A 26,094-nucleotide genomic window follows, 5' to 3' on the forward strand; every position below is an offset into this window, starting at 1 on the left:
CTCGTGCCAGTACAATATAGCGGGACGGGGGCCGAGTCCATAGCCGCCAGCGTCGAGGAGGCCATCTCCGGCGGCGGCCTGGCGCCCGGCGACGCGCTGCCGCCGATCCGCGAGTTGGCCGGCGGGCTGGGCGTCAACGCGAACACCGTGGCCGCGGCGTACCGGCTGCTGCGCGACCGCGGGGCGGTCGAGACGGCCGGGCGCCGCGGCACCCGGGTGCGGCACCGCCCGGCGACCACGCCACGCTCGCTGCTGGGCCTCGACGTGCCCGCGGGCGTGCGCGACCTGTCGACCGGGAACCCCGATCCGGCGCTGTTGCCGATCGCGCTGGCCGGGCTGCCGCGGCCCAGGGCGCTGCTGTACGGGGAGGCGCCGATGTCGCCGGAGCTGCTCTCGCACACCCGCGCGGCCCTGGCCGCCGACGGCGTCCCGGCCGGGCATGTGGCGGTGACCAGCGGCGCGCTGGACGGCATCGAACGGGTCCTCACCGCGCACCTGCGCCCGGGCGACCGGGTGGCCGTCGAGGACCCCGGCTGGGCCAACCTATTGGATCTACTTGCCGCGCTTGGCCTTTCGGCCGAGCCCATGCGCGTCGACGACGACGGGCCACTGGCCGCGGACCTGGCGCGGGCGCTGGAGCGCGGCGTGCGCGCGGCGGTGGTCACGAATCGCGCGCAAAACCCGACCGGTGCGGCGCTGTCGGCGGAGCGCGCGGATGCGCTGCGCGCCTTGCTGATTGGGCGCGACGTGCTGCTGGTCGAGGACGACCACTGCGCGGGCATCGCCGGCGCGCCGCTGCACACCCTGGCCGGATCGACCGGCCACTGGGCGTTCGTCCGCTCGGCGTCCAAGGCCTACGGCCCCGACCTGCGCGTCGCGGCGCTCGCCGGGGACCGCCGCACCGTCGAGCGCGTGCACGGCCGGCTGCGGCTCGGGCCGGGCTGGGTGAGCCACCTGCTGCAGGATCTGGCGGTGAGCCTGTGGTCGGACCCGGCGGCGACGCGCGTCGTGGAGGAGGCCGAGGCGCGCTACACCGGCAACCGCACGCGGCTGCTTGTGGCGCTCGCCGAGCGCGGCGTCGCCTGCTGCGGGCGGTCGGGGCTCAACGTGTGGGTGCCGGTGGCCGACGAGACCGTCGCGATCACCCGGCTGATCGGCGCGGGCTGGGCCGCCGCGCCGGGATCGCGATTCCGGATCCGCACGGCGGCGGGAATGCGGGTCACTGTTGCCGATCTGGACGCCGACGAGATCGAACCGCTCGCCGATGCCATCGCCGGCGCGGTGCGCGGCACCGGGCGCTCTAGCGTGTAGGGATGCCCGCGGCGCGGGCGATTTCGCCGTAGGTGGCCGCGAGGCTCGCCAGGGACGCGTGGGCGTTGCGGCCGCTCGGGTTGGGGACCACCCACAGCTCGGTGCGCGGGTAGGGCGACAGCTGCTTGCCCGCCGTCGCCCGTGGGTCGTCGAAGGCTTTGCGGTAGGCGGTGATCCCCAGGACGGCGACGACCCGCGGCGCGAATCGCCGAATCGTTCGGTGCAGCCTGCGCCCGCCTTCGACGAGCTCGTCGGCCGTGAGTTCGTCGGCGTTGGCGGTCGCCCTCTCGACGAGGTTCGTGATGCCAATCCCGCGGCCCAGCAGGTATTTCCGGTCGGTCGGCGCAAACCCCGACGAGGCGTCGATCAGATGCTCGGTGATGCCGGCGCGGTAGAGCGCCGGCCAGAACCGGTTGCCGCGGGGGGCGAAATGGGCCTGCACCGCAACGGTTCTCAGGCCGGGATTGATTCCCACGAACAGCAGCCGGACATCGCCGGAGATCACGTCCGGCAGGGTCTTGCCACGGAACCGTTGCAGCTCGTCGCGGGTGAACCGGATCTCGTCCATAGCACAGTATTGCCTCCGGCCGGTGGCTGCGGGCGGGCGCACCGTGCGGTAGATGGGGCAGAGGTGTGTAATCGGCGTATGGCGCGCGTCAATATCGACATCGATGATGAACGTGTCGCCGAGGTAATGCGGAGGTTCGGGCTTGCCGCCGAGCAGGCGGCCGTGGATCTTGCCTTGACAACGCTTGGTCGGTCCGAGGTTGAACGCGGGAATTTGTGCTCGGACTCGAGGGGATCGGGTGGGATGGCGATCTCGACGATCTGCGAAGCGGACAGCCGGACAAGTCCTGAGCCTGATGATCGTGGTCGACACGTCCTGGTATCAACGAACCGCACGGTCGTGGACCCCGTCGCGGATCAGGTGCTGACTCGCGCTGAAGCCGCGGATCTCGCGCTGGACACGCCGCCGCTGGGCCTCGAGTCGGGCGAACTTCATCTCGCGCTCGGACAGCGAGATCAAGAACTCCGCAACGAGAGCGCTAAGCGACTTGTTCAGCTCGGCCGCCCGAATCCGTGCCCTGCGGTAAACATCGTCAGGCACCGAGACGGTGATCTTCTTCATCCGCTCACGGTATTACAAATCAACGAGGCTGTGATGCCGCGAGCAGACGCAAATGTTCGTATTTTCTCGGCGCGTCGGGTGATTTTGCGTCTGCTCGGCAATAGTCGATCAGCGCGCCGACAGGATTGCGAACGAGTGGCCTCCCAGCACGGTGCTATCCGCGCCGATCTTCGGTTCGCCCCAGGCGAGCACCACCTCGCCGGCCACGGGCACGGTCACCGGTGCGGCGCCGAGGTTGCACGCGATGCGCAACCGGCCGCGGTGGAGCACGATCCAGCGTTGCCCTTCGTCGAAGTCGACGGTGAGGTGTGTCAGCCAGGGGTCTTCCAGGTCGGCGTCGTTGCGGCGCAACGCGATCAGGTCCCGGTAGACGCCGAGCAGGCGGGCGTGCTCGCCGGAGCCGACCTCGTCCCAGTCGAGTTTGGAGCGCAGGAAGGTTTGCGGGTCCTGGGGGTCGGGGATGTCGTCGGCATCCCAGCCGTGCTCGGCGAACTCGGCCTTGCGTCCCTCGGCGGTGGCCCGCGCCAGCTCGGGCTCGGGGTGCGAGCTGAAGAACTGGAACGGGGTCGACGCGCCCCATTCCTCGCCCATGAAAAGCATTGCCGTATAGGGTGTTCCGAGGGCGAGCGCGGCCTTGACCGCCACCTGGCCGGCGGTCAGGTTCTGCGAGGGCCGATCGCCGAGGGCCCGGTTGCCGACCTGGTCGTGGGTGCAGGTGTAGGCCACCAGCCGGGTGGCCGGAATGCCTGATTTCTCGGTGGTGTCCAGCGGCCGGCCGTGGCGGCGGCGCCGGAACGACGAATAGGTGCCGGCGTGGAAGTAGCCTCCCCGCAGTGTTTCCGCCAGTGTCGCCAGCGAGCCGAAGTCCGCGTAGTAGCCCTGTCGCTCGGCGGACACCGCGGTGTGGATGGCGTGGTGGATGTCGTCGGCCCACTGCGCGGTCAGCCCGTAGCCGCCGCCGGAGCGCGGGGTGATCAGCCGCGGGTCGTTGAGGTCGCTCTCGGCGACGAGCGACAGCGGGCGGCCGAGTTGAGGTGCCAGCCAGTCGGTTTCGGTGGCGAGCTCCTCGAGGATGTGGATGGCCGTGGTGTCGACCAGCGCGTGCACCGCGTCCAGGCGCAAGCCGTCGGCGTGGAAGTCACGCATCCAGCGCAGCGCGCAGCCGATGATGTAGCGGCGCACCTCGTCGGAGTCGGCGTCGGCGATGTTGATGCCCTCGCCCCAGGGGTTGCTCGCCGACGACAGGTACGGGCCGAACCGGGGCAGGTAGTTCCCCGACGGGCCGAGGTGGTTGAACACCGCGTCGATCAGGACGCCCAGGCCGCGCGCGTGGCAGGCGTCGACGAAGCGGACCAGGCCGTCGGGCCCGCCGTAGGGCTCGTGCACGCTGTACCACAGCACCCCGTCGTAGCCCCAGCCGTGGGTTCCCGCGAACGAGTTGACCGGCATCAGCTCGACGAAGTCGACGCCGAGATCGACCAGATGGCCCAGCCTTTCGGCGGCGGCGTCGAACGTGCCGGCGCCGGTGAAGGTGCCGACGTGCAACTCGTAGATCACCGCACCCTCGACCGGGCGGCCCCGCCAGTCGCCGTCGGTCCACGCCGCCGCGGCGGGGTCCCACAGCTGCGAGCGCTCGTGCACCCCGTCGGGCTGGCGGGGCGAGCGCGGGTCGGGCAGCACGGTGGGGTCGTCGTCGAGCAGGAATCCGTACCGCGCGTTTGCGGGAGCGTCGACGCCGGTGTGCCACCACCCGTCGCCGGAGCGCGTCATCGGGTGCACGGTGCCGTCGACATCCAGGCGTACCTGGGCGGGTTTGGGCGCCCAGACCCGGAATTCAGTCATGGTGGCGTTCCAGCAGCACGACGGGCAGGTCGGCGAACAGCTGGGCCGCGGACGTCGGCCCGTCCGCGACCGCCCCGCTGAGCGTGTCCTTCCACGTCCCGTCGGGCAGCGGCAGCACGGTGTTGCCCCAGCCTTTTTCGGCCAGCCGCACGGTCCAGCGGGTCACCGCGACCAGGATGTCTCCGCCGTTTGAACCGCGGCTAAACGCCACGACGTGCTCGCTCGCCTCACCGTCGGCGAGCACGGGCGCGTACCCGCCGCGCAGGAACGTCTCCGGATGGGAGCGGCGCACCCGAAGCGCCGTGGCGACGACGCGAATCTTGGGATGTTGCAACTCTTTGAGGGCCGCGCGGCGGGCGGCGTAGTCGACCGCGCGACGGTTGTCGGGGTCGACGAGGCTGTCGTCCCACAGCTCGGTGCCCTGATAGACGTCCGGTACCCCGGGCACGGTCAGCGCGAGCAGCTTCTGGCCCAGCGCGTCGCTGGCGGCGTGCGGGTTGAGCTTGGCCACCAGCTCGGTCAGCTGTCCGGCCACCGGGCCGTCGAGCACGGTGTCCACCCAGCGGTGCACCGCGTCCTCGAAGGCCTCGTCCGGGTCGTGCCACGAGGTGTGCCAGGCCGCCTCCCGGATGGCCTTCTCGGCGTAGGCGTGCAGCCGCTCCCGCAGCTCGCCGGTGACCTGGCCACTGACCGGCCACACGCCGAAGATGTTTTGCCACAGGAACTGTCCGGTCGCCGGGTCGGGGGAGGGAGCCCGGACCTCCCAGCGGGCCAGGAACTCGGTCCACAGCGACGGCACCTGGGACAGCACGCCGATGCGGGCCCGCACGTCCTCGCCGCGCTTGGTGTCGTGGGTGGTCAGCGTGGTCATCGTCTGCGGCCACAGCCGGGCGCGCACGGCGGCGCTGTGATGGAACTCCGCCAGCCCCACCCCGAAACGCTGCGGTTCGCCGCCCACCTCGTTGAGGGAGACCAGCCGGGCGTCGCGGTAGAACAGGCAGTCCTCGACGGCCTTGGCGGTCACCGCCCCGCACAGCTGCTGCAGCCGGGTGGCGGGCTCGCGATCGTGGGCCAATGCCGCGGCGAGTACCTCCAGCGCGGGCCCCAATTGTGGTGACCGGGCCTGGGTTTCGGCCAGCGCGGTCGGCAGCAGCGCGGCCAGGCCGGGGTAGTCGCTGCGGTAGACGCCGATGTGGGTGAGCAGCGCGGCGATCGCCTCGGGCAACAGGGGGTGGTCGGTGCCCGCCGCCGCGGCGACGGCCCGTCGCAGCCGGGCCAGCTCGCTGGCCAGGGTGTCGGTGGCGGCGCGGATCTTGAGCTCGGCGAGCAGCTTCGGCATGGCCCGGTAGTCGATGCCCGCCGAGCCGACGAGCGCGGTAAGCGCCCCTTCCCCGGCCGGGTCGACGAAGACGCCGCCCACCTGCCGCAGCGCGTCGTAGCCGGTGGTGCCGGCGACCGGCAGCGTGGGCTCCAGCGCCTCGTCGACGGCCAGGATCTTCTCGATGACGATCCAGGCGTCCGGGCCGACCAGCTCGCGCAGCCGGGCCAAATACCCGCAGGGGTCGGACAATCCGTCGGGATGGTCGATGCGCGCGCCGTCCACCAGGTGGTCGGCGAACCAGCGGGCGACCTCGCCGTGGCTGGCGTCGAAGACCTTTCGATCCTCCTGGCGCAGCCCGGCCAGCGAGGTGATCGAGAAGAAGCGCCGATAGCCACACACCCCGTTGCGCCAGCCCACCAGCCGATAGTGCTGGCGGTCGTGAACCTCCGGGCCCGTTCCGCTCCCGGTGTCGGGCGCGATCGGCAGCGCCAGGTCGCCCAGGCGCAGCAGGTCGCCGTCGACCTTCAAATCGCCCGCGTCGTCGTCGGAACCCAGTATCGGCAGGATGATTCGGCCGTCGTCGTCGAGGTCCCAGTCGATGTCGAAATACGTTGCGTACGGCGAGGAACGGCCATGCCGCAGCACGTCCCACCACCACGCGTTCTGCTGGGGGTCGTCGATGCCCACGTGGTTGGGGACGATGTCGACGATCAGGCCCATGCCGCGCGCCCGGGCCGCCGCGGACAGCCGGGCCAGCGCGTCGGGGCCGCCCAGTTCCGCCGACACGGCCGTCGGGTCGATGACGTCGTAGCCGTGGCTCGAGCCGCGGGCCGCGGTCAGGATGGGGGACAGATACACATGCGAGACCCCGAGTTCGTCGAGGTAATCCAGCAGGCTTTCGGCGTCGGCGAGGGTGAACGCGAACCCGCTGGACTCGCCCCGTAGCTGCAGCCGGTAGGTGGACGAGACGGGTAAGGCCATGCGTCACAGCGTCTTACGGAGTATCAGCAGTGAATGCGCGGGCAGCGAGACCTTCTCTTCGGCGCTGACCACCCGGTCCGCCTCGCCGGTGGGCTCGTTGGTGTCCAGCTCCACGGTCCATTCCCGTGCGTAGTCGCCGTTGGGCATCGCGAACTCCACCGGTTGGTCGCCGGCGTTGAAGCACAACAGGAACGAGTCGTCGACGACGCGCTCGCCGCGAGCGTTCGGCGCGGTGATGGCCTCCCCGTTGAGGAACACCGCCACGCACTTGTGAATGCTTTCGCCCCAGTCCTCGTGCGTCATCTCGCGGCTACTGGGATTCAGCCAGGCGATGTCGCGGACCTCGACGCCGCTGCGGATCGGCTCACCCTCGAAGAACCGGCGCCGGCGGAATGCCGGGTGGTTGGTGCGCAACGTGGTCACCTTGCGCGCGAAGGCCAGCAGGTCGGAGTTCTTGTCGACCAACGACCAGTCCATCCAAGACAATTCGGAGTCCTGGCAGTAGACGTTGTTGTTGCCGTTCTGGGTGCGCCCGATCTCGTCGCCGTGGGCGATCATCGGCGTGCCCTGGCTGACCATCAGGGTCGCCCAGAAGTTGCGCATCTGCCGGGCGCGCAGCGCCACGACGTCGGGATCGTCGGTGGGGCCCTCCACGCCGCAGTTCCACGACCGGTTGTGGCTTTCCCCGTCGCGGTTGTCCTCCCCGTTGGCCAGGTTGTGTTTTTCGTTGTAGGACACCAGGTCGGCCAGCGTGAACCCGTCGTGGGCGGTGACGAAGTTGATGCTGGCGCTGGGGCGCCGGCCCGTCACCTCGTAGAGGTCCGACGACCCGGTCAGCCGGGAGGCGAACTCGCCCAGGGTCGCGGGCTCCCCCCGCCAGTAGTCGCGCACAGTATCGCGATACTTCCCGTTCCACTCCGTCCACAAACCCGGGAAGTTTCCGACCTGGTAGCCGCCCTCGCCGACGTCCCACGGCTCGGCGATCAGCTTGACCTGGCTGACCACCGGATCCTGTTGCACCAGGTCGAAGAACGCGCTCAACCGGTCGACGTCGTGCAGCTCGCGGGCCAGGGTGGCGGCCAGGTCGAAGCGGAACCCGTCGACGTGCATCTCGGTGATCCAGTAGCGCAGCGAGTCCATGATCAGCTGTAGCACGTGCGGGTGGCGGGGGTTGAGGCTGTTGCCGGTGCCGGTGTAGTCCTTGTACAGCCGCAGGTCCTCGTCGACGAGGCGGTAGTAGGCGGCGTTGTCGATGCCGCGGAAGTTGATCGTCGGGCCGAGGTGGTTGCCCTCGGCGGTGTGGTTGTAGACGACGTCGAGGATGACCTCGATGCCGGCCTCGTGGAAGCTGCGCACCATGGACTTGAACTCGGCGACGCTGGAGCGCCTGTTGGCCGCGTACTGGTTGTGCGGCGCGAAGAAGCCAAAGGTGTTGTAGCCCCAGTAGTTTCGCAGCCCGAGGTCCAGCAGCCGCGCGTCGTGCATGAACTGGTGGACGGGCATGAGCTCGATGGCGGTGACGCTGAGCGACTTGAGGTGGTCGATGATCACCGGGTGGGCCAGCCCGGCGTAGGTGCCGCGCAGCTCGGCGGGCACGCCAGGGTGGGTCTGGGTCATGCCCTTGACGTGGGCCTCGTAGATGACGGTCTCGTGGTAGGGGGTCAGCGGCGCGCGGTCCGAGCCCCAGTCGAAGAACGGGTTGCTCACCACGCTGGTCATGGTGTGCCCGAGCGAGTCCACCATGGGCGGGGTCCCGGGGTCGGCGCCGTCGTCGACGTCCCGGTCGAGCGCCTCCAGGTCGTAGGAGTACAGCGCCTGCCCGAAGTCGAAATCGCCGTGGAAGGCCTTGCCGTACGGGTCCAGTAGCAGCTTGCTCGGGTCGCAGCGGTGCCCGGCCGCCGGATCGAAGGGGCCGTGCACGCGGAAGCCGTAGCGCTGGCCGGGCGTGATGTTCGGCAGGTAGGCGTGCCAGACGTAGCCGTCGACCTCGTCGAGGGGGACCCGCGTCTCGCCACCGCCGTCGATCAGGCACAACTCGACCCGCTCCGCGATCTCGGAGAACAGCGAAAAGTTGGTTCCCGCACCGTCATAGGACGCGCCGAGCGGATAGGGGTTGCCCGGCCACACGGTGGCCAGCCTGGGCTGGGCCCTGCCGGCATCTGCTTCGCCGGAGTCTGCTTCCCGGCTTGATTTGTTCGTCGGCATCACTTGACCTTATCCGCGCCCGGGATGCGCCGGCCCGTCACCACCAGCCGGTGTTGGCCCCGATCTGACGGCCCAGCTCGTCGGTCATGGTCCGCACATAGGTGGGCGACAGGTGGTGGGCGCCGTGGTAGACCAGCACGTTTCCCTCGACCGGGCGGCAGACGTCGGCGCGGCAGATCGCGTCCGACATGTCGAGGATCTTCAGCAGCGGAAACTGTGTGACGAAGTCGAGGGTCTGGTTGCGGTCGGACAGCAGGTCGGAGCGCTTGACCGCGCAGGACTGCGCGCTGCCGCCCTTCTTGGCCAGGCAGTCCGCGGGGTCGAACGGTTTGCCGTTCTTGACCAGCCACGGCGTGTCGCGCATGCCGAGGATCGGAATGTTGTTGTCGGCCAAGGTCTTCCAGATGCCGATGTAGGTCGCGGGCATCACGTCGCCGCTTTTGATGTTCCACGGCCGCGTCGTCGTGGTGAACACGTAGTCGGGGCGGTCGGAGACCAGCTTGTCCATGGTCCGTTGCACCCACTCGCGGCACTGCGGGTACGGGGCGTTGTTGCCCATGATCAGCGGCACTTCCTCGGTGGACAGCGGGCAGCCCATCTTGAGGTAGGTCACCACCTTGAAGTGGTGCTCACGGCCGAGCACGTCGAGCGCGGGCAGCCAGTGCTCGGCGTGCGACCCGCCGGCCAGAGCGATGGTCCGGGTTGCGGCCACGTCGCCGTAGGCGCAGTTGACCACCGCCGGGTTGACGAAGTCGCTGATGCAGCCGTCGCGGGTCGAGGCGGGCAGGTCGTCCTTGACCTCCAGGACGCTGGGCCGCATCGGCAGCGCCGGCACCCGCACGTGTTCGGTCAGGGCGCGCGCGCCCGGATAGTCCAGCGGGTTGAGCACAGACAGCTCCTTGCCCGCGGCGCGCAACACCGTGACGTGCTGGCGCCAGGTGAACGACGTCGCGGTCAGCGTGACGCCGAGCAGCACCACCACCGATCCCAGCGCCATCGTGGGCCGGCGCAGGCGCGCCCACCCGGGCAGCGCGGGACCCGTCGGCCTGCGGGCGCCGGCGGGGGACCGGGACCGCAGCGGGTCCTCGACGAGCCGCGTGGTCAGGTAGGCCAGCACCCCGGACACCAGCAGCACCACGGTGCCCTCGACGAAGTCGGCGTGCCGGTGGCCGCTGTAGGACAGCCAGAAGATCAGCAGCGGCCAGTGCCACAGGTACAGCGAATAGGCCATCGCGCCCAGCGCCACCAGCGGGCCGGCCGCCAGCAGCCGGTTCGGCAGCGGCATCGCCTCGCCCCGCAGGTTGGCCCCGGCGAGGATCATCAGCATGGCGGCCCCGACGGGCACCAGGGCCCACGGGCCGGGGAATTCCTTGACGCCGTTGATCAGCGCCCCGCACGACAGGATCGCGGCCAGCGCGACGGTGGCCACCGCGCCGCGCAGCCACATCGGCCAGCGGACGCGCGGCACCACGGCGCCGACGAGCGCGCCCAGCAGCAGCTCCCAGGCCCGGGCGAAGCTGTCGTAGTAGGCGATCGCCTGGTTGTCCCGATGAGCGACGATCGCGTATACGAAGGACGCCACCGTCAGCGCGCCGAGCAGCGCCACGAACACGGCCCGCGGGCGCGGCGCCCGCAACCGCGCCACGAGCCAGGCGCACCCCGCCATCAGCAGCAGGAAGGCGACGTAGAACTGGCCCTGCACCGACATCGACCAGATGTGCTGCAGCGGGCTGACGGCCTCACCGGCGCGCAGGTAGTCCGAGACGGTGTTGGCCAACTCCCAGTTCTGGTAGTAACCCAGGCTCGCCAGGCTCTGGTCGGCGAAGGTCTCCCAGCGGGTCTCCGGCTGCACCAGGATGGTCAGCACCGCGCAGCCCGCCAGGACCACGACCAGGGCGGGAAGCAGCCGTCGCACCAGGCGCGTCACCTCGGCGACCGGCGACAGCGTCAGGTGCGGGTTGAGCGCGGCGCGCAGGATCTTTCCGCCGAAGAAGAACCCGGACAACGCCAGGAACACGTCGACGCCGCCCGACACCCGCCCGAACCAGACGTGGAACATCGCGACGAGCGCGATCGCGATGCCGCGCAGGCCGTCGAGGTCGTACCGGTAGAACCCGGCGGCGCGGGTCCCCACAGAAGCTGGCTCGCCCACCGGTTTCGCAGGGACAACCGGTGGGCGGGTCGGCGGGTTCTGGATGAGGCTGAGCATGGTTCGACCGCTAACTTACCCAAACCCGGCGCCCGGTCCCGAACGCCGGCGTTGCGGCGTGGCCGCGCAGCGCGCCCGCCGGGGGAGCTACCGCGTGATGCCGAACGGCGCCTGCTGCGCGGGCACCTGCGGCGCAGGCGCTTGCAGCAACGGCAGCTGCTGCAACTGCGCCTGCTGCAGCGGCGCCTGCTGGGCGGGCGCCTGCTGCACCGGGACCGGTTGGGCCGGGACCTGCTGCGCGGGCACCTGCTGCGCCGGGACCTGCTGGGCGGGCACCTGCTGCGCGGGCACCTGCTGCGCCGGGACCTGTTGGGCCGGCGCCAGCTGCACGGGCGATTGCTGCACCGGGGCCTGCTGGAACGGCGTCTGCGGCGTGCCGAGCACCCGGACCAGATACGGCGTCATGCCGTTGGCGCGCACCGGCGAGACCTGGACGACGTCGCCGACCTCCAGCATCTGGTTGTTGCCGAGGTACATCGCGACGCTCTGGGTGCCCTCGGGGCCGTAGAAGATCAGGTCGCCGCGGCGCGCCTGCTGCGGCAGCACCTTCTGGCCGACCCGGTACAGCTCACCCGAGGAACGCGGCAGCTTGATCCCCGCGCCGGCGTAGGCGTACTGCATCAGACCCGAGGCGTCGAAGCCGACCGTCATGGCGCCGCTGCCCTTGCCGCGGGTGGGGCCGGTGATGCCGCCCCCGGCCCACGAGAACGGCACGCCGCGCTGCGACAGGCCGCGCATCACCACGACGTCGGTGGCCTGCTGGTAGTCCATTGACCGCGTGCCCGGGTCGGCTGCCGCGATGCCGGCCGTGGCCAGCGGCGCGACCAGCATCGCGAAGCCGATCGCGAATGCGTAGATGCGTTTCATCTCCGATCCCCACCTTCTTGGGTCCTGGGCCGTCGTCGCGGTGACTTCGCGACGCCGACCGCTGTTGCAGGCGGCGCGGGCCGCCCCGTCGGGGCCGGACGCCGCTGCATGACGCTTGGAGCGAGCCTCGCCGGCTCAGCCGGCTGAATTCACACCAGTCACTACAGACACTTTTACCCCAGAACTGGGGGCCCGAAAATAGCTGCTGAGCTCCCCGAACGATTATTTGTCGTACCGTGACCGGACGGTGACTGGCGCGCCGAATTCCGGGCGCCAGGTTGTGATTTGGGTCTCAGGTCGGCCAGAGCCAGTAGCGCTCGCTGTAGGCGGTCAGCAGGGAGCCGGCCACGGAGCTGAGCACGAGCAGCGCGAGCGCCAGGACCGGCCAGAAGGACATGTACCAGCCCTTCAGCAGGGACACGATCGGGCCGATCGCGGCCGCGGCGATCGCCGCGCCGATGCCGCCCCACGCCAGCGGGCCGATGTAGTAGTCGATCCCCAACGGCACCGCCCCGCACGCGTCGCCCTCACACACGCGCCCGAGGAAGCCGAAGAGCCGCGCCGGCCAGGCCGTCGCCGTGGCCAGGACGACGAGCGCCACCAGCAGCGTCACGGTGCAGACGACGTCCCAGGGCGCCAGTCGCAGCCGAAGCACCCGGGGCGCCGTGCGGTCGGGCCGGTCGGGCGCATCGGGCTCCATGGCCCTAGATGCTCCCCGACGGCGGGGATTTGCGCGAACCGACTGCTCTACGCTCGATGCCTATGCGTGCGGCGAGGGCCGGGCTGACGCCCGGGCAGATCAGCGCGATCGACGCGGCGCACGTGTGGCACCCCTACAGCACCATCGGGCGGGAGTCGGTGGCGCCGCTGGTGGCCGTCGCGGCCCGGGGCGCCTCGCTGACCCTGATCCGCGACGGCGAGCCCGTCGAGGCGCTCGACGCGATGAGCTCCTGGTGGACCGCCATCCACGGGCACGGCCACCCGGACCTGGACGCGGCGCTGGCCGCGCAGCTGGCCACCATGAACCACGTCATGTTCGGCGGGCTGACCCACGAGCCCGCGGCCCGGCTGGCGCAGCTGCTGGTGGACATCACGCCGGCGGGGCTGCAGACGGTGTTCTTCAGCGATTCCGGGTCGGTGTCGGTGGAGGTCGCGGTGAAGATGGCGCTGCAGTACTGGCGCGCCCGCGGCCGGCCCGGCAAGCGGCGGCTGATGACCTGGCGGGGCGGCTACCACGGCGACACGTTCACGCCGATGAGCGTCTGCGATCCCGACGGCGGCATGCACTCGCTGTGGACCGACATCCTGGCGCCGCAGGTGTTCGCCCCCCAGGTGCCGGCGGGGTACGACCCCGCCTACAGCGCGGCGTTCGGGGAGCTGCTGGGCGAGCACGCCGCCGAGCTGGCCGCCGTCGTCGTCGAGCCCGTCGTGCAGGGGGCCGGCGGGATGCGCTTCCACGACCCGCGGTACCTGCGCGACCTGCGCGATCTGTGCGCCCGGCACGACGTGCTGCTGGTGTTCGACGAGATCGCCACCGGCTTCGGGCGCACCGGCGAGCTGTTCGCCGCCGACCACGCCGGGGTGAGCCCGGACGTCATGTGCGTCGGCAAGGCGCTGACGGGCGGCTACCTCAGCCTGGCCGCCACCCTGTGCACCGCCGAGATCGCCCACACCATCAGCGCCGGCGCGGCCGGAGCGCTGATGCACGGGCCGACCTTCATGGCCAACGCGCTGGCCTGCGCGGTGTCGGCGGCCAGCGTCGAGCTGCTGCTGGCCCAGGACTGGCGCGCGCGGGTGGCCGGGATCGCCGCCGGGCTCGCCGCGGGCCTCGAACCGGCGCGGGCGCTGCCCGGCGTGACCGACGTGCGGGTGCGCGGCGCCATCGGCGTGATCGAATGCGAACGGCCGGTCGACCTGGCCGTCGCGACCCCGGTGGCGCTGGACCACGGCGTGTGGCTGCGCCCGTTCCGCAACCTGGTCTACGCGATGCCGCCGTACATCTGCTCGGGCGACGAGGTCGCGCGGGTCGGCGCCGCGATGGTCGAGGTCGCGCGGCTCGTTTAGGTGTCCAGGCGGGCGAACTCGTCGCGCTGGTACAGGTCGACGCACGTCGAGCGCCGGATCTTGCCGCTGGTGGTGATGGGGATCGAACCGGGGGCCACCAGAACCAGATCGGCGACCGACAGGCCGTGCGAGTTCGAGATCGCCGAGGTGACCTCGCGCTTGACGGCGTCGAACCTGTCCTTCACCTCCGCGTCGGATTCGCCGCGCTTCTTGGTTTCCATGACGACGACGAGCTGCTCGATGCCGTCGTCCGGAACGGCGATCGCGGCGACCCGGCCCTTGGTGATCTCCTGGATCGTCGCCTCGATGTCGTCGGGGGAGTGGTTGCGCCCGTAGACGATCAGCAGGTCCTTGATGCGGCCGACGATGAACAGCGCCCCCTCGGAGATGAAGCCCAGATCCCCGGTCCGCAGCCACGGCCCCTCGGGGGTGCCGGCCGACGGCTCGATGATCGTGGCCCCGAACGTGCGCTCGGTCTCCTCGGGCTTTTCCCAATAGCCCAGGCAGACGTTGCCCCCGTGCAGCCAGATCTCGCCGGTCGTTCCGTCCTGGCACTCGGCGTAGGTGTCGGGGTCGACGATCCGCACGGTGGGCGCGTCCAGCCACGGATAGGCGACCAGCGCCGTCCCGGTGCCGGCCGCGCAGCGTTGCGCCTGCCCGTCGGCGAGTTTCTCGGGCTCGAAGTCGACGATCTCGGGTGCCTTGCCCTCGGTGGTGGTCGCCACGTACAGGGTGGACTCGGCCAGCCCGTAGGTGGGCCGCAGCGCCGCCGCGGGCAGATTGAACCGGGAAAATCGGTCGAGAAAGCGTTTGACGGTATCGGGGCGCACCCGTTCGGCGCCGCTGATAAGGGTCGACACCCGGCCGAGGTCATAGCCGGCCATATCCTCGTCCGTCGTTTTGCGCAGCGCCACTTCGAAAGCGAAGTTGGGTGCGCCGCTGGAGGCGTCCGGATAGGACGCCAGCAATTGCATCCACCGCGCCGGGCGCTGCAAAAATGCCACCGGGCTGGTGAGCACCGCGCTGCACCCGGAAAGCACCGGCGTGCAAACGCCCATGATCAAACCCAGGTCGTGATAGAAGGGCAGCCACAACACAATTGTGTGCTCCGGTGGTTCGATGCCCCTGCTGCGCTGGAAAAAGCCGCGCATCGTCACCTTGTAATTGACGTGCAGGTTGTCATAGGAAACCATTACGCCGGCCGGATTCCGGGTCGATCCGGAGGTGTATTGCAGATACGCAATATCCTGCTGATTGGCCTCGCCGTCCTCGAATCGCGCCGGCGCGTTCAGGTCCAGCAAATCGGCCTCGATGATCGACGGGGCGGATTCCCCGGGCTGCGCCGTAACGTGCTGTGCCACAGTGCCCGCCGCGGCGGACGTGGTGATGACGGCGGCGGGCGACGCGTCGCGCAGCACCGAGTCGACGCGCTCGTCGGCGGAACCGCCCATCGGGACCGAAAGCGGCACCGCGATCAGCCCGGCGTGCAATGCGCCCAGGAAACCGACGATGTAATCGAGGCCCTGGGGTGCCGATATCACCGCGCGATCACCCGGCGAAGTGCAAAGTCTGAGTTCGCGTCCCATGTTCAGCACTCGCCGATATAACTGCGGCCACGTCAGGCTTTCGGCGACACCGTCCGGGTCCTGGTCGTAATCGATAAACGTGTAGGCCACGTCGTCGGGCTGCAGGCTGGCACGCTCACGAAGTAGAGCCGGAAAGGATGTCTCAAACACGGCCATCAGGTTACCGTGGCCGTCCTCGGCGCATCTTCGAAAGGGCAAGTTAACTCGTCCCGCCGGGGGCTCACCGGCCGGCGCGCTCAGCGAATTCTTAACAGATTCTTCGGCTACGGTTGGTTCGGCTCAAAGGATCCCCCAAGTCGCCCACGCCAGTATGTGTTCCATGACGAGTGAGTCGCTCCGCGCGAACCTGATCGAACGCTATGCGAGCACCTGTGGGCTGCAATTCTCCCGGGGCAAGCGCGACGGCGAGTATCACGCCGTCCTCGACGCCCACCCGCGCCGGCTGCGCGTGCGCCTCGAGGTGTCCCCGTCGTTCGGCGACGTGGTGACCGTCGAGGTCAGCCCCGCGTGCTGCTTCCACGCCGCCGAGCGGCCCTGGCTGACGCGCTTCGCCGACACGTGGAACCGGCGGAACCGGCAATTCACCGTGCTCCTGCACGACGCGCCCGCCGACTCCCAGCGCATCGGGGTCTCGGCCCGCAAGTCGCAATGGATCTCCGAGGACGCCTCGTTCGAGGACTTCGCCGCCTTCGCCGACCGCACCATCGCGGCCGCGATCGACCTCTTCGCCGAGCTGACCCCGGTCGTCGAGTTGCCCTCGAAGGAGCTTCGGGTCCTGCGCAACGCGGGCTGAGAGTGCCAAGTTCGTCATACCGGCCACTGGCGTACCGGCGGCGAAGGCATGATGTGGTCTGCAACGCGATATCGCCCGCGATAGCGGGTCGAGTTGATCCCCGCTCTACCGCGCAGGTATCGGGATCTCCGCCGTGACGGCGTCGTCGTCGTCGTAAGTAGGCTCGGGCGGAAGCAGCAGGGCCCGCACGACCGGGCGCGGCCCGATCGACCGCAGCATCTGGCTGGCCGGGCGCGGCCGGACGGCCTGCGGCCACCAGAACCAGCGCCCCAACAGCGCGGCGATCGACGGTGTCATGAACGAGCGCACGACCAGCGTGTCGAACAGCAGGCCCAGGCCGATGGTGGTGCCGACCTGGCCGATGATCCGCAGGTCGCTGGTCACCATCGAGGCCATGGTGAACGCGAACACCAGGCCCGCGTTGGTGACGACCTTGCCGGTGCCGCCCATCGCGCGAATGATGCCCGTGTTGATGCCGGCCGCGATCTCCTCTTTCATGCGCGACACCAACAGCAGGTTGTAGTCGGAGCCCACCGCCAACAACACGATCACCGACATCGGCAGCACCATCCAGTGCAGCTTGACGCCGAAGATGTATTGCCAGATCAGCACCGACAGCCCGAACGACGCGCCCAGCGACAGGACCACCGTGCCCACGATGACCAGCGCGGCCACGAAACTGCGGGTCAGCAGGAGCATGATCACGAAGATCAGGCAGATCGCGCCGATGAACGCGATGCGGAGATCGTTTTTGGAGCCGTCGCGGAAGTCTTTGAAGGTCGACGCGGTGCCGGCGATGTAGATCCTGGCGTCCTTCAGCGGCGTCGTCTTGAGCACCTCTTCGGCGGCCGTGCGGATCTTGTCGATGCGCGCGATGCCCTCGGGCGTCGCGGGATCGCCCTGATGCGAAATGATCAGTCGCGCGGCTTTCCCGTCCGGGGACACGAAGGAATTCAGCGCCCGCTGGAAGTCCGCGTTTCCGAAGACCTCCGGGGGCAGGTAGAACGAGTCGTCGTTGCGGGCGGCGTCGAAGGCCTGCCCCATGGCGGTGGCGCTCTGGCCGGATTCGTCCATCTCGCTGAACACCCCGGACATGGTGCTGTGCATCTGCAGGATCGTCGCGCGGGCTTCTTCCGCCGAGGTGATCAGCCGCGGGAACTGCTCGACCAATTCCGGCAGCAGGGTGTCGACCTTGTCCAGGTCCTTGATGACATCGCCGAGCTTGTCGCCCAGCGAGTCGACGCCGTCGATGGCGTCGAAAACGGACCTGATCGACCAGCAGATGGGGATGTCGAAGCAGTGCTTTTCCCAGTAGAAGTAGCTGCGCAGCGGCCGCAGGAAGTCCTCGAAATCCGCGATGTGGTCTCGCAAGTCGTAGACGATGGCGGCCAGCTCCTTCGTCTCGCTGATCGAGTGATGGGTGACGGCGGTGATCTGTAGCTGAAAGTCGTACAGCCGCTTCATGATCGTGACCTGCGTGGCGAGCAGGTCGGCCTGCTTGAGCATGTCGTCGACGGTGCCCCGCATCGACTTCATGATCTGCGTCATCACCGCGTTTTGCATGCTGATCATGAACGGGATCGACGTGTGCTCGATCGGCGTCCCCTCGGGGCGTGTGATGCCCTGGACGCGGGAGATGCCCGGCACCCGGAAGACCGCCTTGGCCAGCTTGTGCAACACCAGGAAGTCCGCCGAGTTGCGCAGATCGCGGTCGGTTTCGATCATCAGGATGTCCGGCATCATGCGCGATTGCGAGAAGTGCCGATCGGCGGCCGCGTAGCCCAGATTCGCGGGCACGTCCTTGGGGATGTAAAAGCGGTCGTTGTAGCTCGTCTTGTAGCCGGGCAGCGTCACCAGGCCCAGCAGCGCCACCGCCAGCGTCGCGGTGAGGATGGGCGCGGGCCAGCGCACGATCGCCGTGCCGAGCCGTCGCCACCGGCGAAACCCGATGTGGCGCTTGGGATCCGCCAGGCCGAGGCGACTTCCCAGCCCCAGGACCGCCGGGACCAGCGTCAGCGCGACCGCGACCGCGACGAGCATGCCCACCGCGCACGGCACGCCGATGGTCTGGAAGATCGGCATCTGGGTGACGCTCAGGCACAGCATGGCCCCGGCGATCGTCAGGCCGGAACCCAAAACCACGGGAACGATCCCGCGGTAGGTGGTGTAGTAGGCCGTCTCCGGATCCTCGCCGGCCTGGCGCGCCTCCTGATATCGGCCGAAGAAGAAGATGCCGTAGTCCGTTCCGGCCGCCATCGCCAGCGCCACCAGCAGGTTGGTCGCAAACGTCGAGAGCACGACGAGGTTGTTGTCGCCGAGAAACGCGACGATCCCACGGGCCGAAAGCATTTCGATGCCGACCCCGACCAAGAGCAACACTACGGTGGTGAGCGAGCGGTAGACGACGAGGAGCACCACGAAGATGATCGCCGCGCCGATCGCGGTCATTTTGAAGATGGATCGCTCACCGCTGGCCTGCATGTCGGCGACGAGCGCGGCCGGCCCGGTGAGGTGGGCCTTGACGCCGGGCGGGGGCGTCGAGTGCTCGACGATGTTGCGGACCGCGGCCACCGATTCCTGACCCAGGGTGGTGCCCTGGTTGCCGGCCAGATTCAGCTGCACATATGCGGCCTTGCCGTCGGGGCTCTGGGCGCCGGCCGCCGTGAATCGATCGCCCCACAGGTCCTGCACGTGCTCGACGTGGCGGGTGTCGTTGCGCAGCGCGCGCACCAGGCCGGCGTAGTAGTCGTGCGCGTCGTTGCCGAGCTGCTGCTGGCCCTCCAGCACGATCATCGCGAAGCTGTCGGAATCGGATTCCTTGAACACCTTGCCCATGCGCGTCATCGCCCGCACCGCGGGCGCGTCCTGGGGTGCCAGCGGCACGGAATGCTCCCGGCCGACCTGCTCGAGCGACGGAACCCCAAACGTCACAAGCAAACTCAGCGCCACCCAGGCCAGGATGATCAGCGGCGAGAAGGTGCGGATCGTCCGCGCGATGAAGGGCCGCCGCTCGGGTACGGCGTCATCGCCGTGTGGCGCGACGCCGCCCACGGTTGCCGATGGCCCGTTGCCGGACCGGAAATTCGCCACGTGCCGCGCTATCTCAGCAACAGGGCGCGTACCAGCGGGCGGGGTCCGGACGACCGGAGCAAGGCGCTGGCGGGACGGGGCCGCACCTGTTGCGGCCACCAGAACCAGCGTCCCAGCAGCGCGGCGATCGACGGCGCCATGAACGAGCGCACGATCAGGGTGTCGAAGAGCAGGCCCAGCCCGATGGTGGTGCCGACCTGGCCGATGATCCGCAGGTCGCTGACCACCATGGACGCCATGGTGAACGCGAACACCAGCCCCGCGTTGGTCACGACCTTGCCGGTGCCGCCCATCGAGCGAATGATGCCGGTGTTGATGCCGGCCGCGATCTCCTCTTTCATCCGGGACACCAGCAGCAGGTTGTAGTCGGATCCCACCGCCAACAGGATGATCACCGACATCGCCAGCACGACCCAGTGGATCTGGATGCCGAGCAGATACTGCCAGACCAGCACGGAAAGCCCGAAAGACGCGCCCAGCGAAAGCAATACGGTGCCGACGATGACCAGCGCGGCGACGAAGCTGCGCGTCATCATCAACATGATGATGAAGATCAGGCACAGCGCGGCGATGCCGGCGATCATGAGGTCGTATTTGGATCCGACGACGAGGTCTTTCGTCGACGCGGCGGTGCCGGTGAGGTAGATCTTGGAGTCCTCCAGCGGAGTCCCCTTGAGCGCCTCCGACGCCGCGGTCTTGATCGGTTCGACGCGCGAAATGCCTTCGGGCGACGCGGGATCGCCCTTCTGCGAGATCAGCATGCGCGCGGCCTTGCCGTCCGGGGACAAGAACACGTTCATGACCCGTTTGAAGTCCGGGTTCTTGAAGGCCTCCGCGGGAATGTAGAACGAGTCGTCGTCCTTGGCGGCGTCGAAGGCCTTGCCCATGGCCATCGAGTTGGTGCTGTTGTCGTCCATCTCGCCCAGCGTCCCCGACATGGTGCTGTGCATCGTCATCATCATCGCGCGCATGCTCTGCATCATCGCGATCATCGGCGGGAACTGCGTGACGAGCTGCGGCATGATGATGTCCAGCTGGTCGAGGTCCTTGATCAGGTCGCCCAGCTTGTCGCTCAGCGAGTCAATCCCGTCGATGGTGTCGAACACCGACCTGATCGACCAGCAGACCGGGATGTCGAAACAGTGCCTCTCCCAATAGAAGTAGCTGCGCAGCGGGCGGAAGAAATCCTCGAAATCCGCGATGTGATCGCGCAAGTCGTTGGTGAGCGCCTGCATGTCGTGCGTCTCGCCGATCATGTGATGCGTTGTGGCGACGAGTTGCTGCATCAGGTCGTACATGCGCTGCATGATCGCGATCGTCTTCGACAACTCCTCGGCCTGCTTGAGCATGTCGTTCATGCGCTGCTTCTGGAAGCCCATGTTCTGCATCATTCCGGCCTGCTGCATGCTCAGCATGAACGGGATCGACGTGTGCGAGATCGGGGTTCCCTCCGGCCGCGTGATGGCCTGCACCCGGGAAACGCCGGGCACGGCGAGCACGCCCTTGGCCAGTTTGTTCAGGACCAGGAAGTCCGCCGGGTTGCGCAGATCATGGTCGGACTCGAGCAACAGGATCTCGGGCGCCATCATCGCCGACTGCGGGAAATGTCGCGCCGCCGCCGCGTATCCCAGGCTGGCGGGGATGTTCTGCGGGATGAACTTCTGCTCGGCGTAACTGGGCTTGTACCCGTGCAGCGTCAGCAGCCCGACGAGCGCGACCGCCAGCGTCGCGATGAGGATCGGCGCGGGCCAGCGCACGATCGCCGTGCCCACCCGCCGCCAGCCGCGAACCTGCAGCTTGCGCTTGGGCTCGAACAGGCCGAACCTGCTGCCGACGGCAATGACCGCCGGCATCAGCGTGAGCGCGACCGCAACCGCGACCAAAACGCCGACCGCGCAAGGGATTCCCATCGCGTGGAAGATGGGCAGCCGGGTGAGGCTCAGGCAGTAGATCGCCCCCGCGATCGTCACACCGGAGGCCAACACCACCTTGGCGACCCCGCGGTACGCGGTGTAGAAGGCCCGTTCGCGGTCCTCCCCGGCCTGCCGGGCCTCCTGGTAGCGCCCGATGAAGAAGATCCCGTAGTCCGTTCCCGCCGCGATCCCGATGGATACCAACAGATTCAGCACGAACGTCGTCAGGCCGAGGATGCCGTGGTGGCCGAGGAACGCCACGATGCCGCGGGCCACCTGCAGCTCTATCCCGACCACCAGCAACAGCAGAAATACGGTGACCACCGAGCGGTAGACGAGGAACAGCGTGATGAAGATGACCGCGATGCTGACCGCCGTCATCGTGACGATCGTCCGGTTACCGCTGTTGCCCATGTCCGCGGCGATCGCCGCGGGGCCGGTGACGTACGCCTTGATCCCCGCCGGCGCCGGCGTCTGCGCCACGATGCGCTTGACGGCCTCGATCGATTCGTTGCCCAGCGGCTGGCCCGGGTTGCCGGCGAGATCCAGCTGAACGTAGGCGGCCTTGCCGTCGGCGCTTTGCGCGGCGCCCGCCGTCAGCGGGTCGCCCCAGAAATTGTGGATGTGCCCGACGTGCTTCGGATCGTCCTGGAACTGACGGATCATGTGGTCGTAGTAGCGGTGCGCGTCGTCGCCGAGGGGTTGCTGACCCTCCAGGACGATCATCACCATGCTGCCGGCGTCGGATTGCTTGAAGTCCTCGTTGGCGCGGACCGCCGCCTTGAACGAGGGCGCGTCGGTGGGATTCAGCGAAACCGAATGTTCCTTGGCCACCTGCTCCAGCGAGGGGACGAAGGCGCCCAGGGCGAACATGATCGCCAGCCAGGCAAAGATGATGAGCACCGAAAACCGATGGATGGTCCGCGCGACCAACGGCGAACCGTCGCGCAGCTGATGGTTACTCATGCGGCCTTCAGCAGGCAGTAGGTGAAGGCGCTCACTTCGTGCTCGGTGGTCTTTTCCGACTTGACCACCCCGTCGACGAGGATGCGGCAGCCGATGCTGTCGCTGTCGCCCTGGGCCGCGATGTTCCCGGCGACCGTGGACGCGGTGATGGCGAACTCCAGCGACCACGGCAACTGGGCGTCCTTGACGCGCTGCGGGTCGCCGTTGGCGTCGAAATAGCTGATCTCGGCCGTGGTGCCCGCCGGGCCGAAGACCTCGTAGGTCAGATGCTTGGGGTTGAACGGCTTGGTCTCGTCTTTTCTGGTGTCGGCGTAGGAGAGCGGCTTCTCCGAGCCGAAGACGCCGTGCAGCCGCGACACGGTGAACCCGCCGGCGCAGACGACGGTGAGGATGACCAGCGGAATCCACAGCCGCTTGAGCAGCCTGAAAAGCACGGCTCCGGGGCGCCGGCGGCGCCGCGCGGACCCGGCCGGCGCTACCGGCGCGGGCTCGGGCCGGGAGTTGCGCCGCAGCACGCTAGGCCGTCGGCCGGGCCGCTGACCTGCGTCTTGGCCGGCCGCGACAGCGTCCTGCGCCGGGGCGCGCTCGATACCGCGCACGCTGCCTTCGACCACGCACCCACCTTAACCCCACACGAGTTGAATAACGGATGGAACCATAGTGGAGGCCACCAGGGTCCGTCCAAGATTTCGACAAAGTCTCAGCAACGCCCTCTGTAAATCTCAGCAACAGCTCAGTAATCGTCCGCGGGCACCGGGCACGGTGCGGTATGCGCGCTGCAGCAACGGGTTTGGGGCTCAGGCGACGGGCTCGGCTGCGGGATTTTCAGGGCCGTCGGCGTCTTCGGGGATGAGCTCGCCAGCGGCCATGGCCTCGTTGACCTTCTGCGCGTGGGCGACCTGCTGCGCGGTGTAGCGGATCAGCAGCGCCGTCGCGGCCAGCACGGCCACCACCCCGGCCAGCCACAGCACGCCGTAGGCGTAGCCGCGGTCCAGCGCCTGCAACTGGGCGTCGCTCATCGATTTCACCGGGCCGCTGGTCCCGCCGAGTTGCAGCGTGCGCAACGTGATGGCGGCCTGGACGACGGCCAGCACCACCGGCCCGCCGAGGCTCTGCAGCATCACGGTGATCGCCGACAGGGGACCGATGCGGTCGGCGCCGACGCTGGCGATCACCGACAGTCCGAGCGGGACGTTGGTCATGCCGATGCCGACGGCGCCGATGACGATCGGCACCACCAGATCCGGGAAGTACGGGACGCCGCGGTGCAGCGTCAGGCCGTTGTACAGCGTCGCGCCCAGCAGCAGCGTGGCGCCGGTGATCACCACCGTCCGCGGCGGGAACCGCGTCACCAGCCGCGTGGCGGTGGCCATCCCGACGGCCATCGCGATGACGAACGGGATGAAACTGATGGCCGCGTGCAGGGGGCTGTAGCCCATGATGTTCTGCACGTACAGGGCGACCAACAGGGTCATGGTGAACGTCACCCCGCCGGCCAAGAACAGGGACGCGAACGTGGCCAGGCGGTCGCGGTCGAAGAACAGGCTGAACGGCACGATCGGGTTCTCGGCCGTGCGCTCGACCATGGCGAAGGCCACGAACGCCGTCAGCGCCAGCATGGCCGCGCCGACGGTGGTGGCCGAGGACCAGCCCCGCTCCGGCCCGATCGTGAGGGCGAACACCGCGGCGGTGCTCACCACCGTTGCCAGCACGGCCCCGGCGGCGTCGAGCTTCATCCGCTCCCGCTGGGTTTCGGCCAGCGTGGTGCGGGCCAGATAGATCGTCACGATCCCGATCGGCACGTTGATCAAAAACGCCAGCCGCCACGACGCCTCGGTGAGCGCCCCGCCCACCACCAGCCCGAGCACCGAGCCGACCCCGCCCAGCGCGCCGAACACCGCCACCGCCGCGTTGCGCGCCGAGCCCTTGGGGAAGGTCGTCGCCACCAGCGCCAGGCAGGTCGGCGCGATGATCGCGGCGGCCACGCCGTGCAGCAGCCGGGCCAGCACCAGCGAGCCCTCGTTCCAGGCGATCCCGCACGTGGTCGAGGCGACGGTGAACAGCGCCACCCCGACGATGAAGGTGCGCTTGCGGCCGATGGTGTCGCCGAGGCGGCCGCCCAGCAACATCAGGCCGCCATAGGTCAGCAGGTAGGCGGTGACCACCCAGCTGCGCCCGGCGTTGGACAGGCCCAGCTCGTTCTGGATCTTCGGCAGCGCGAACACGGCGACCGGGCCGTCCATCATCGACAGCAGCTGCGCGCCGCCGATCGCGATGATCGCGGCGACGAACCGGCCACGCGGCGGCGCGGAAGCTGTCCGCGGTGCGTCGTCCAGCGCTGCCATAGCGGATCACCATACATTAGGTGCGCGCGGCCCGGCCGTCCTTCGGAAACGGCCCTACGGCGACGATTTCGTCACTCGATCTCGCCGGTCAGGCCGAACTCGGCCAGGGTGCGCGTCACCAGCTCACGCAACCAGGGTTTGGTGTTCTCGCCGTCGAGTTGGTAGGCGAGGATGGCGAGGTGGATCTTGCCGAGCGTCGGTACGCGCGAGCAATACAGCTGCAACTGCCCGCCCATCCGCTCCAGCCAGCGCCGGGTCAAATGCTGGCTCGTCCCGCGGGCGAAGGCGTACTCGGCCAGCGTGCCGTCGGGACTGGTTACCACCGGGCCGACGTCGCCGAGGTTGGAACACACGACCGGCTGCTCGGGGTCGTCGAGCGCGTAGTCGACCAACTGCTTCCAGGTCCGCTTCGGCGTGAAGGGGGTCAGCGGGGCGAGTAGCGCCGACTCGTCCGGCGTTTCGCGCAGCGTCGTCAGCGCCCGCTTGACCGCGGCGCGGGCGTCGCGCAGGTCGGTGGTCACCCCGTTGGGATCGATGCTGGCGCGCGCGAAAGACACCGCGACGGCACGCGTGTCGTCCTCGGTGCGGTTGTTCACCAGCAGCAGCATTTTGACGTCGCCGTCCTCGTTCCGGCGCCCCATGTGCTCGGCGAGTTTCGCGGTCAGCGCGGCGGACAGGCTGCTGCTGGTTCCGCCCAGCGCCGCCACCCGGGCGTCCCACTCGCCGAGATCGATGTGGGCCCAGATGGCGGGCGTGACGATCGGGGCGTCCGGGTCGCCGGCCCGGGCGGCCGGGACGGCAGGAGGCTGGGGTGCCTGCGCGCGGGCGTCGTCGTGCCGGCGCCGGCGGGCCTCTTTGACCGCCGCGGCGAACGCCCGGGCGACCTCGGGCGCATCCCGCACCGCTTCGCCGGCGTCCCGAGCCAGGGCGCGCAGCTTCGAGCGTGACCGCGGCGGCGGGTAGCCGAGGTCACGAGTCATGCCCAGGATCGCCTCGGACACCGCGACGACGCCGCCGATGCCGTCGATCACGTAGTGCGACATCGTCACGGTGAAGGCGGTCGAGCCGTCGGTCAGGGGAAGGACGCTGAGGCGCCAGGCGGGGCCGGCTTCGGGATCGAGGGGCACCTGCGAGCATTCGTCGAACCAGTCGCCCAGCTCGGCGCGGGGACGGGCGGTTTCGGCGGTGTGGATTGCCGGCGGCTGTCCGTCCGAGACCCACCGGTACCGGCCGAACGGCAGCGGTGAGCGCTCGATGCGCCGTCCCATCAGTCCCTGCGCCAGGTTGTGGTGAAACCGCTTCAACCCGTCGAAGTCGAGGGGGTGCTGATAGACGAAGCCGATCTGCATGAGTTCCCGCTGGCCGGCGGCGCGATGCCCGGCATAGAAGGCCTGGTCCATCAACGCGAGCCGATTGTCTTGCGGCGCTTGGCCATTGGCTGCGCGGCTGGTTGCGGCGCGCGCGGAACGCAT

General features: G+C 69.1%; 17 protein-coding genes. 3 read left to right on the top strand and 14 right to left on the bottom strand.

The features are described 5' to 3' along the window. Positions 1–3: 3 nt before the first annotated feature. Positions 4–1,311 (top strand): aminotransferase class I/II-fold pyridoxal phosphate-dependent enzyme, encoded by a 1,308-nt coding sequence (locus tag AC5Y43_RS03280; RefSeq protein WP_499969273.1) that lies wholly within the window; start codon positions 4–6, stop codon positions 1,309–1,311. Here AC5Y43_RS03280 and AC5Y43_RS03285 read toward each other — a convergent pair. The 8 genes from AC5Y43_RS03285 to AC5Y43_RS03320 all read right to left on the bottom strand — a co-directional run bounded on the left by AC5Y43_RS03285 (position 1,301) and on the right by AC5Y43_RS03320 (position 12,565). Then, positions 1,301–1,870: a mismatch-specific DNA-glycosylase gene (locus AC5Y43_RS03285; RefSeq protein ID WP_499969422.1), complete on the bottom strand. Its 570-nt coding sequence runs from the start codon at positions 1,868–1,870 to the stop codon at positions 1,301–1,303. The two genes, AC5Y43_RS03280 and AC5Y43_RS03285, sit on opposite strands and share 11 nt — an antisense overlap. A gap of 330 nt (positions 1,871–2,200) precedes the next feature. Then, entirely contained in the window at positions 2,201–2,440 is a 240-nt protein-coding gene (locus tag AC5Y43_RS03290) for a hypothetical protein (protein WP_499969276.1), read from the bottom strand. A 108-nt stretch (positions 2,441–2,548) separates the two neighbouring features. After that, entirely contained in the window at positions 2,549–4,282 is a 1,734-nt protein-coding gene (treZ, locus tag AC5Y43_RS03295; protein ID WP_499969279.1) for a malto-oligosyltrehalose trehalohydrolase, read from the bottom strand. After that, positions 4,275–6,584 (bottom strand): malto-oligosyltrehalose synthase, encoded by a 2,310-nt coding sequence (treY, locus tag AC5Y43_RS03300; protein WP_499969281.1) that lies wholly within the window; start codon positions 6,582–6,584, stop codon positions 4,275–4,277. Before treY ends, treZ begins: the two co-directional genes overlap by 8 nt. Positions 6,585–6,587: 3 nt before the next feature. Next, entirely contained in the window at positions 6,588–8,789 is a 2,202-nt protein-coding gene (glgX, locus tag AC5Y43_RS03305; RefSeq protein WP_499969283.1) for a glycogen debranching protein GlgX, read from the bottom strand. A gap of 37 nt (positions 8,790–8,826) precedes the next feature. Further along, a complete protein-coding gene (gene sucT / locus AC5Y43_RS03310) occupies positions 8,827–10,998 on the bottom strand; it encodes an acetyltransferase SucT (protein WP_499969285.1) in 2,172 nt (723 codons plus the stop codon). Positions 10,999–11,085: 87 nt separating this feature from the next. After that, the gene (gene ripD / locus AC5Y43_RS03315; RefSeq protein ID WP_499969287.1) at positions 11,086–11,865 is read right to left on the bottom strand and encodes an NlpC/P60 family peptidoglycan-binding protein RipD; all 780 of its coding nucleotides are present in this window, start codon (positions 11,863–11,865) and stop codon (positions 11,086–11,088) included. Between the two features lie 292 nt (positions 11,866–12,157). Next, positions 12,158–12,565, bottom strand: a complete 408-nt coding sequence (locus AC5Y43_RS03320; protein WP_499969290.1) for a hypothetical protein — start codon at positions 12,563–12,565, stop codon at positions 12,158–12,160. Between the two features lie 62 nt (positions 12,566–12,627). Between AC5Y43_RS03320 and AC5Y43_RS03325 the strand changes: the two genes are divergently transcribed. Continuing rightward, entirely contained in the window at positions 12,628–13,929 is a 1,302-nt protein-coding gene (locus tag AC5Y43_RS03325; RefSeq protein WP_499969293.1) for an adenosylmethionine--8-amino-7-oxononanoate transaminase, read from the top strand. Here the strand turns inward: AC5Y43_RS03325 and AC5Y43_RS03330 are convergent. Then, positions 13,926–15,671: an AMP-binding protein gene (locus AC5Y43_RS03330; protein WP_499969295.1), complete on the bottom strand. Its 1,746-nt coding sequence runs from the start codon at positions 15,669–15,671 to the stop codon at positions 13,926–13,928. The genes AC5Y43_RS03325 and AC5Y43_RS03330 overlap by 4 nt on opposite strands. Positions 15,672–15,834: 163 nt before the next feature. Here AC5Y43_RS03330 and AC5Y43_RS03335 point away from each other — a divergent pair, with 163 nt between their 5' ends. Beyond that, a complete protein-coding gene (locus tag AC5Y43_RS03335; protein WP_499969299.1) occupies positions 15,835–16,308 on the top strand; it encodes a hypothetical protein in 474 nt (157 codons plus the stop codon). A gap of 105 nt (positions 16,309–16,413) precedes the next feature. Here AC5Y43_RS03335 and AC5Y43_RS03340 read toward each other — a convergent pair whose 3' ends face one another. The 5 genes from AC5Y43_RS03340 to AC5Y43_RS03360 all read right to left on the bottom strand — a co-directional run bounded on the left by AC5Y43_RS03340 (position 16,414) and on the right by AC5Y43_RS03360 (position 26,022). Beyond that, positions 16,414–19,359: an MMPL/RND family transporter gene (locus AC5Y43_RS03340; RefSeq protein WP_499969424.1), complete on the bottom strand. Its 2,946-nt coding sequence runs from the start codon at positions 19,357–19,359 to the stop codon at positions 16,414–16,416. 47 nt (positions 19,360–19,406) lie between these two features. Beyond that, positions 19,407–22,277 carry an MMPL/RND family transporter gene (locus AC5Y43_RS03345; RefSeq protein WP_499969301.1) on the bottom strand — a complete coding sequence of 957 codons (2,871 nt, stop codon included), beginning with the start codon at positions 22,275–22,277 and terminating at the stop codon, positions 19,407–19,409. After that, the gene (locus AC5Y43_RS03350; RefSeq protein WP_499969426.1) at positions 22,274–22,699 is read right to left on the bottom strand and encodes an MmpS family transport accessory protein; all 426 of its coding nucleotides are present in this window, start codon (positions 22,697–22,699) and stop codon (positions 22,274–22,276) included. The genes AC5Y43_RS03345 and AC5Y43_RS03350 overlap by 4 nt, the downstream gene beginning before the upstream one ends. Positions 22,700–23,074: 375 nt before the next feature. Then, the gene (locus AC5Y43_RS03355; RefSeq protein ID WP_499969303.1) at positions 23,075–24,622 is read right to left on the bottom strand and encodes an MFS transporter; all 1,548 of its coding nucleotides are present in this window, start codon (positions 24,620–24,622) and stop codon (positions 23,075–23,077) included. A 71-nt stretch (positions 24,623–24,693) separates the two neighbouring features. Then, complete coding sequence (locus tag AC5Y43_RS03360; protein ID WP_499969305.1) at positions 24,694–26,022, bottom strand: condensation domain-containing protein; 1,329 nt, start codon at positions 26,020–26,022, stop codon at positions 24,694–24,696. Positions 26,023–26,094: the final 72 nt, after the last annotated feature.

Source organism: Mycobacterium sp. NGS57 (assembly GCF_059812405.1).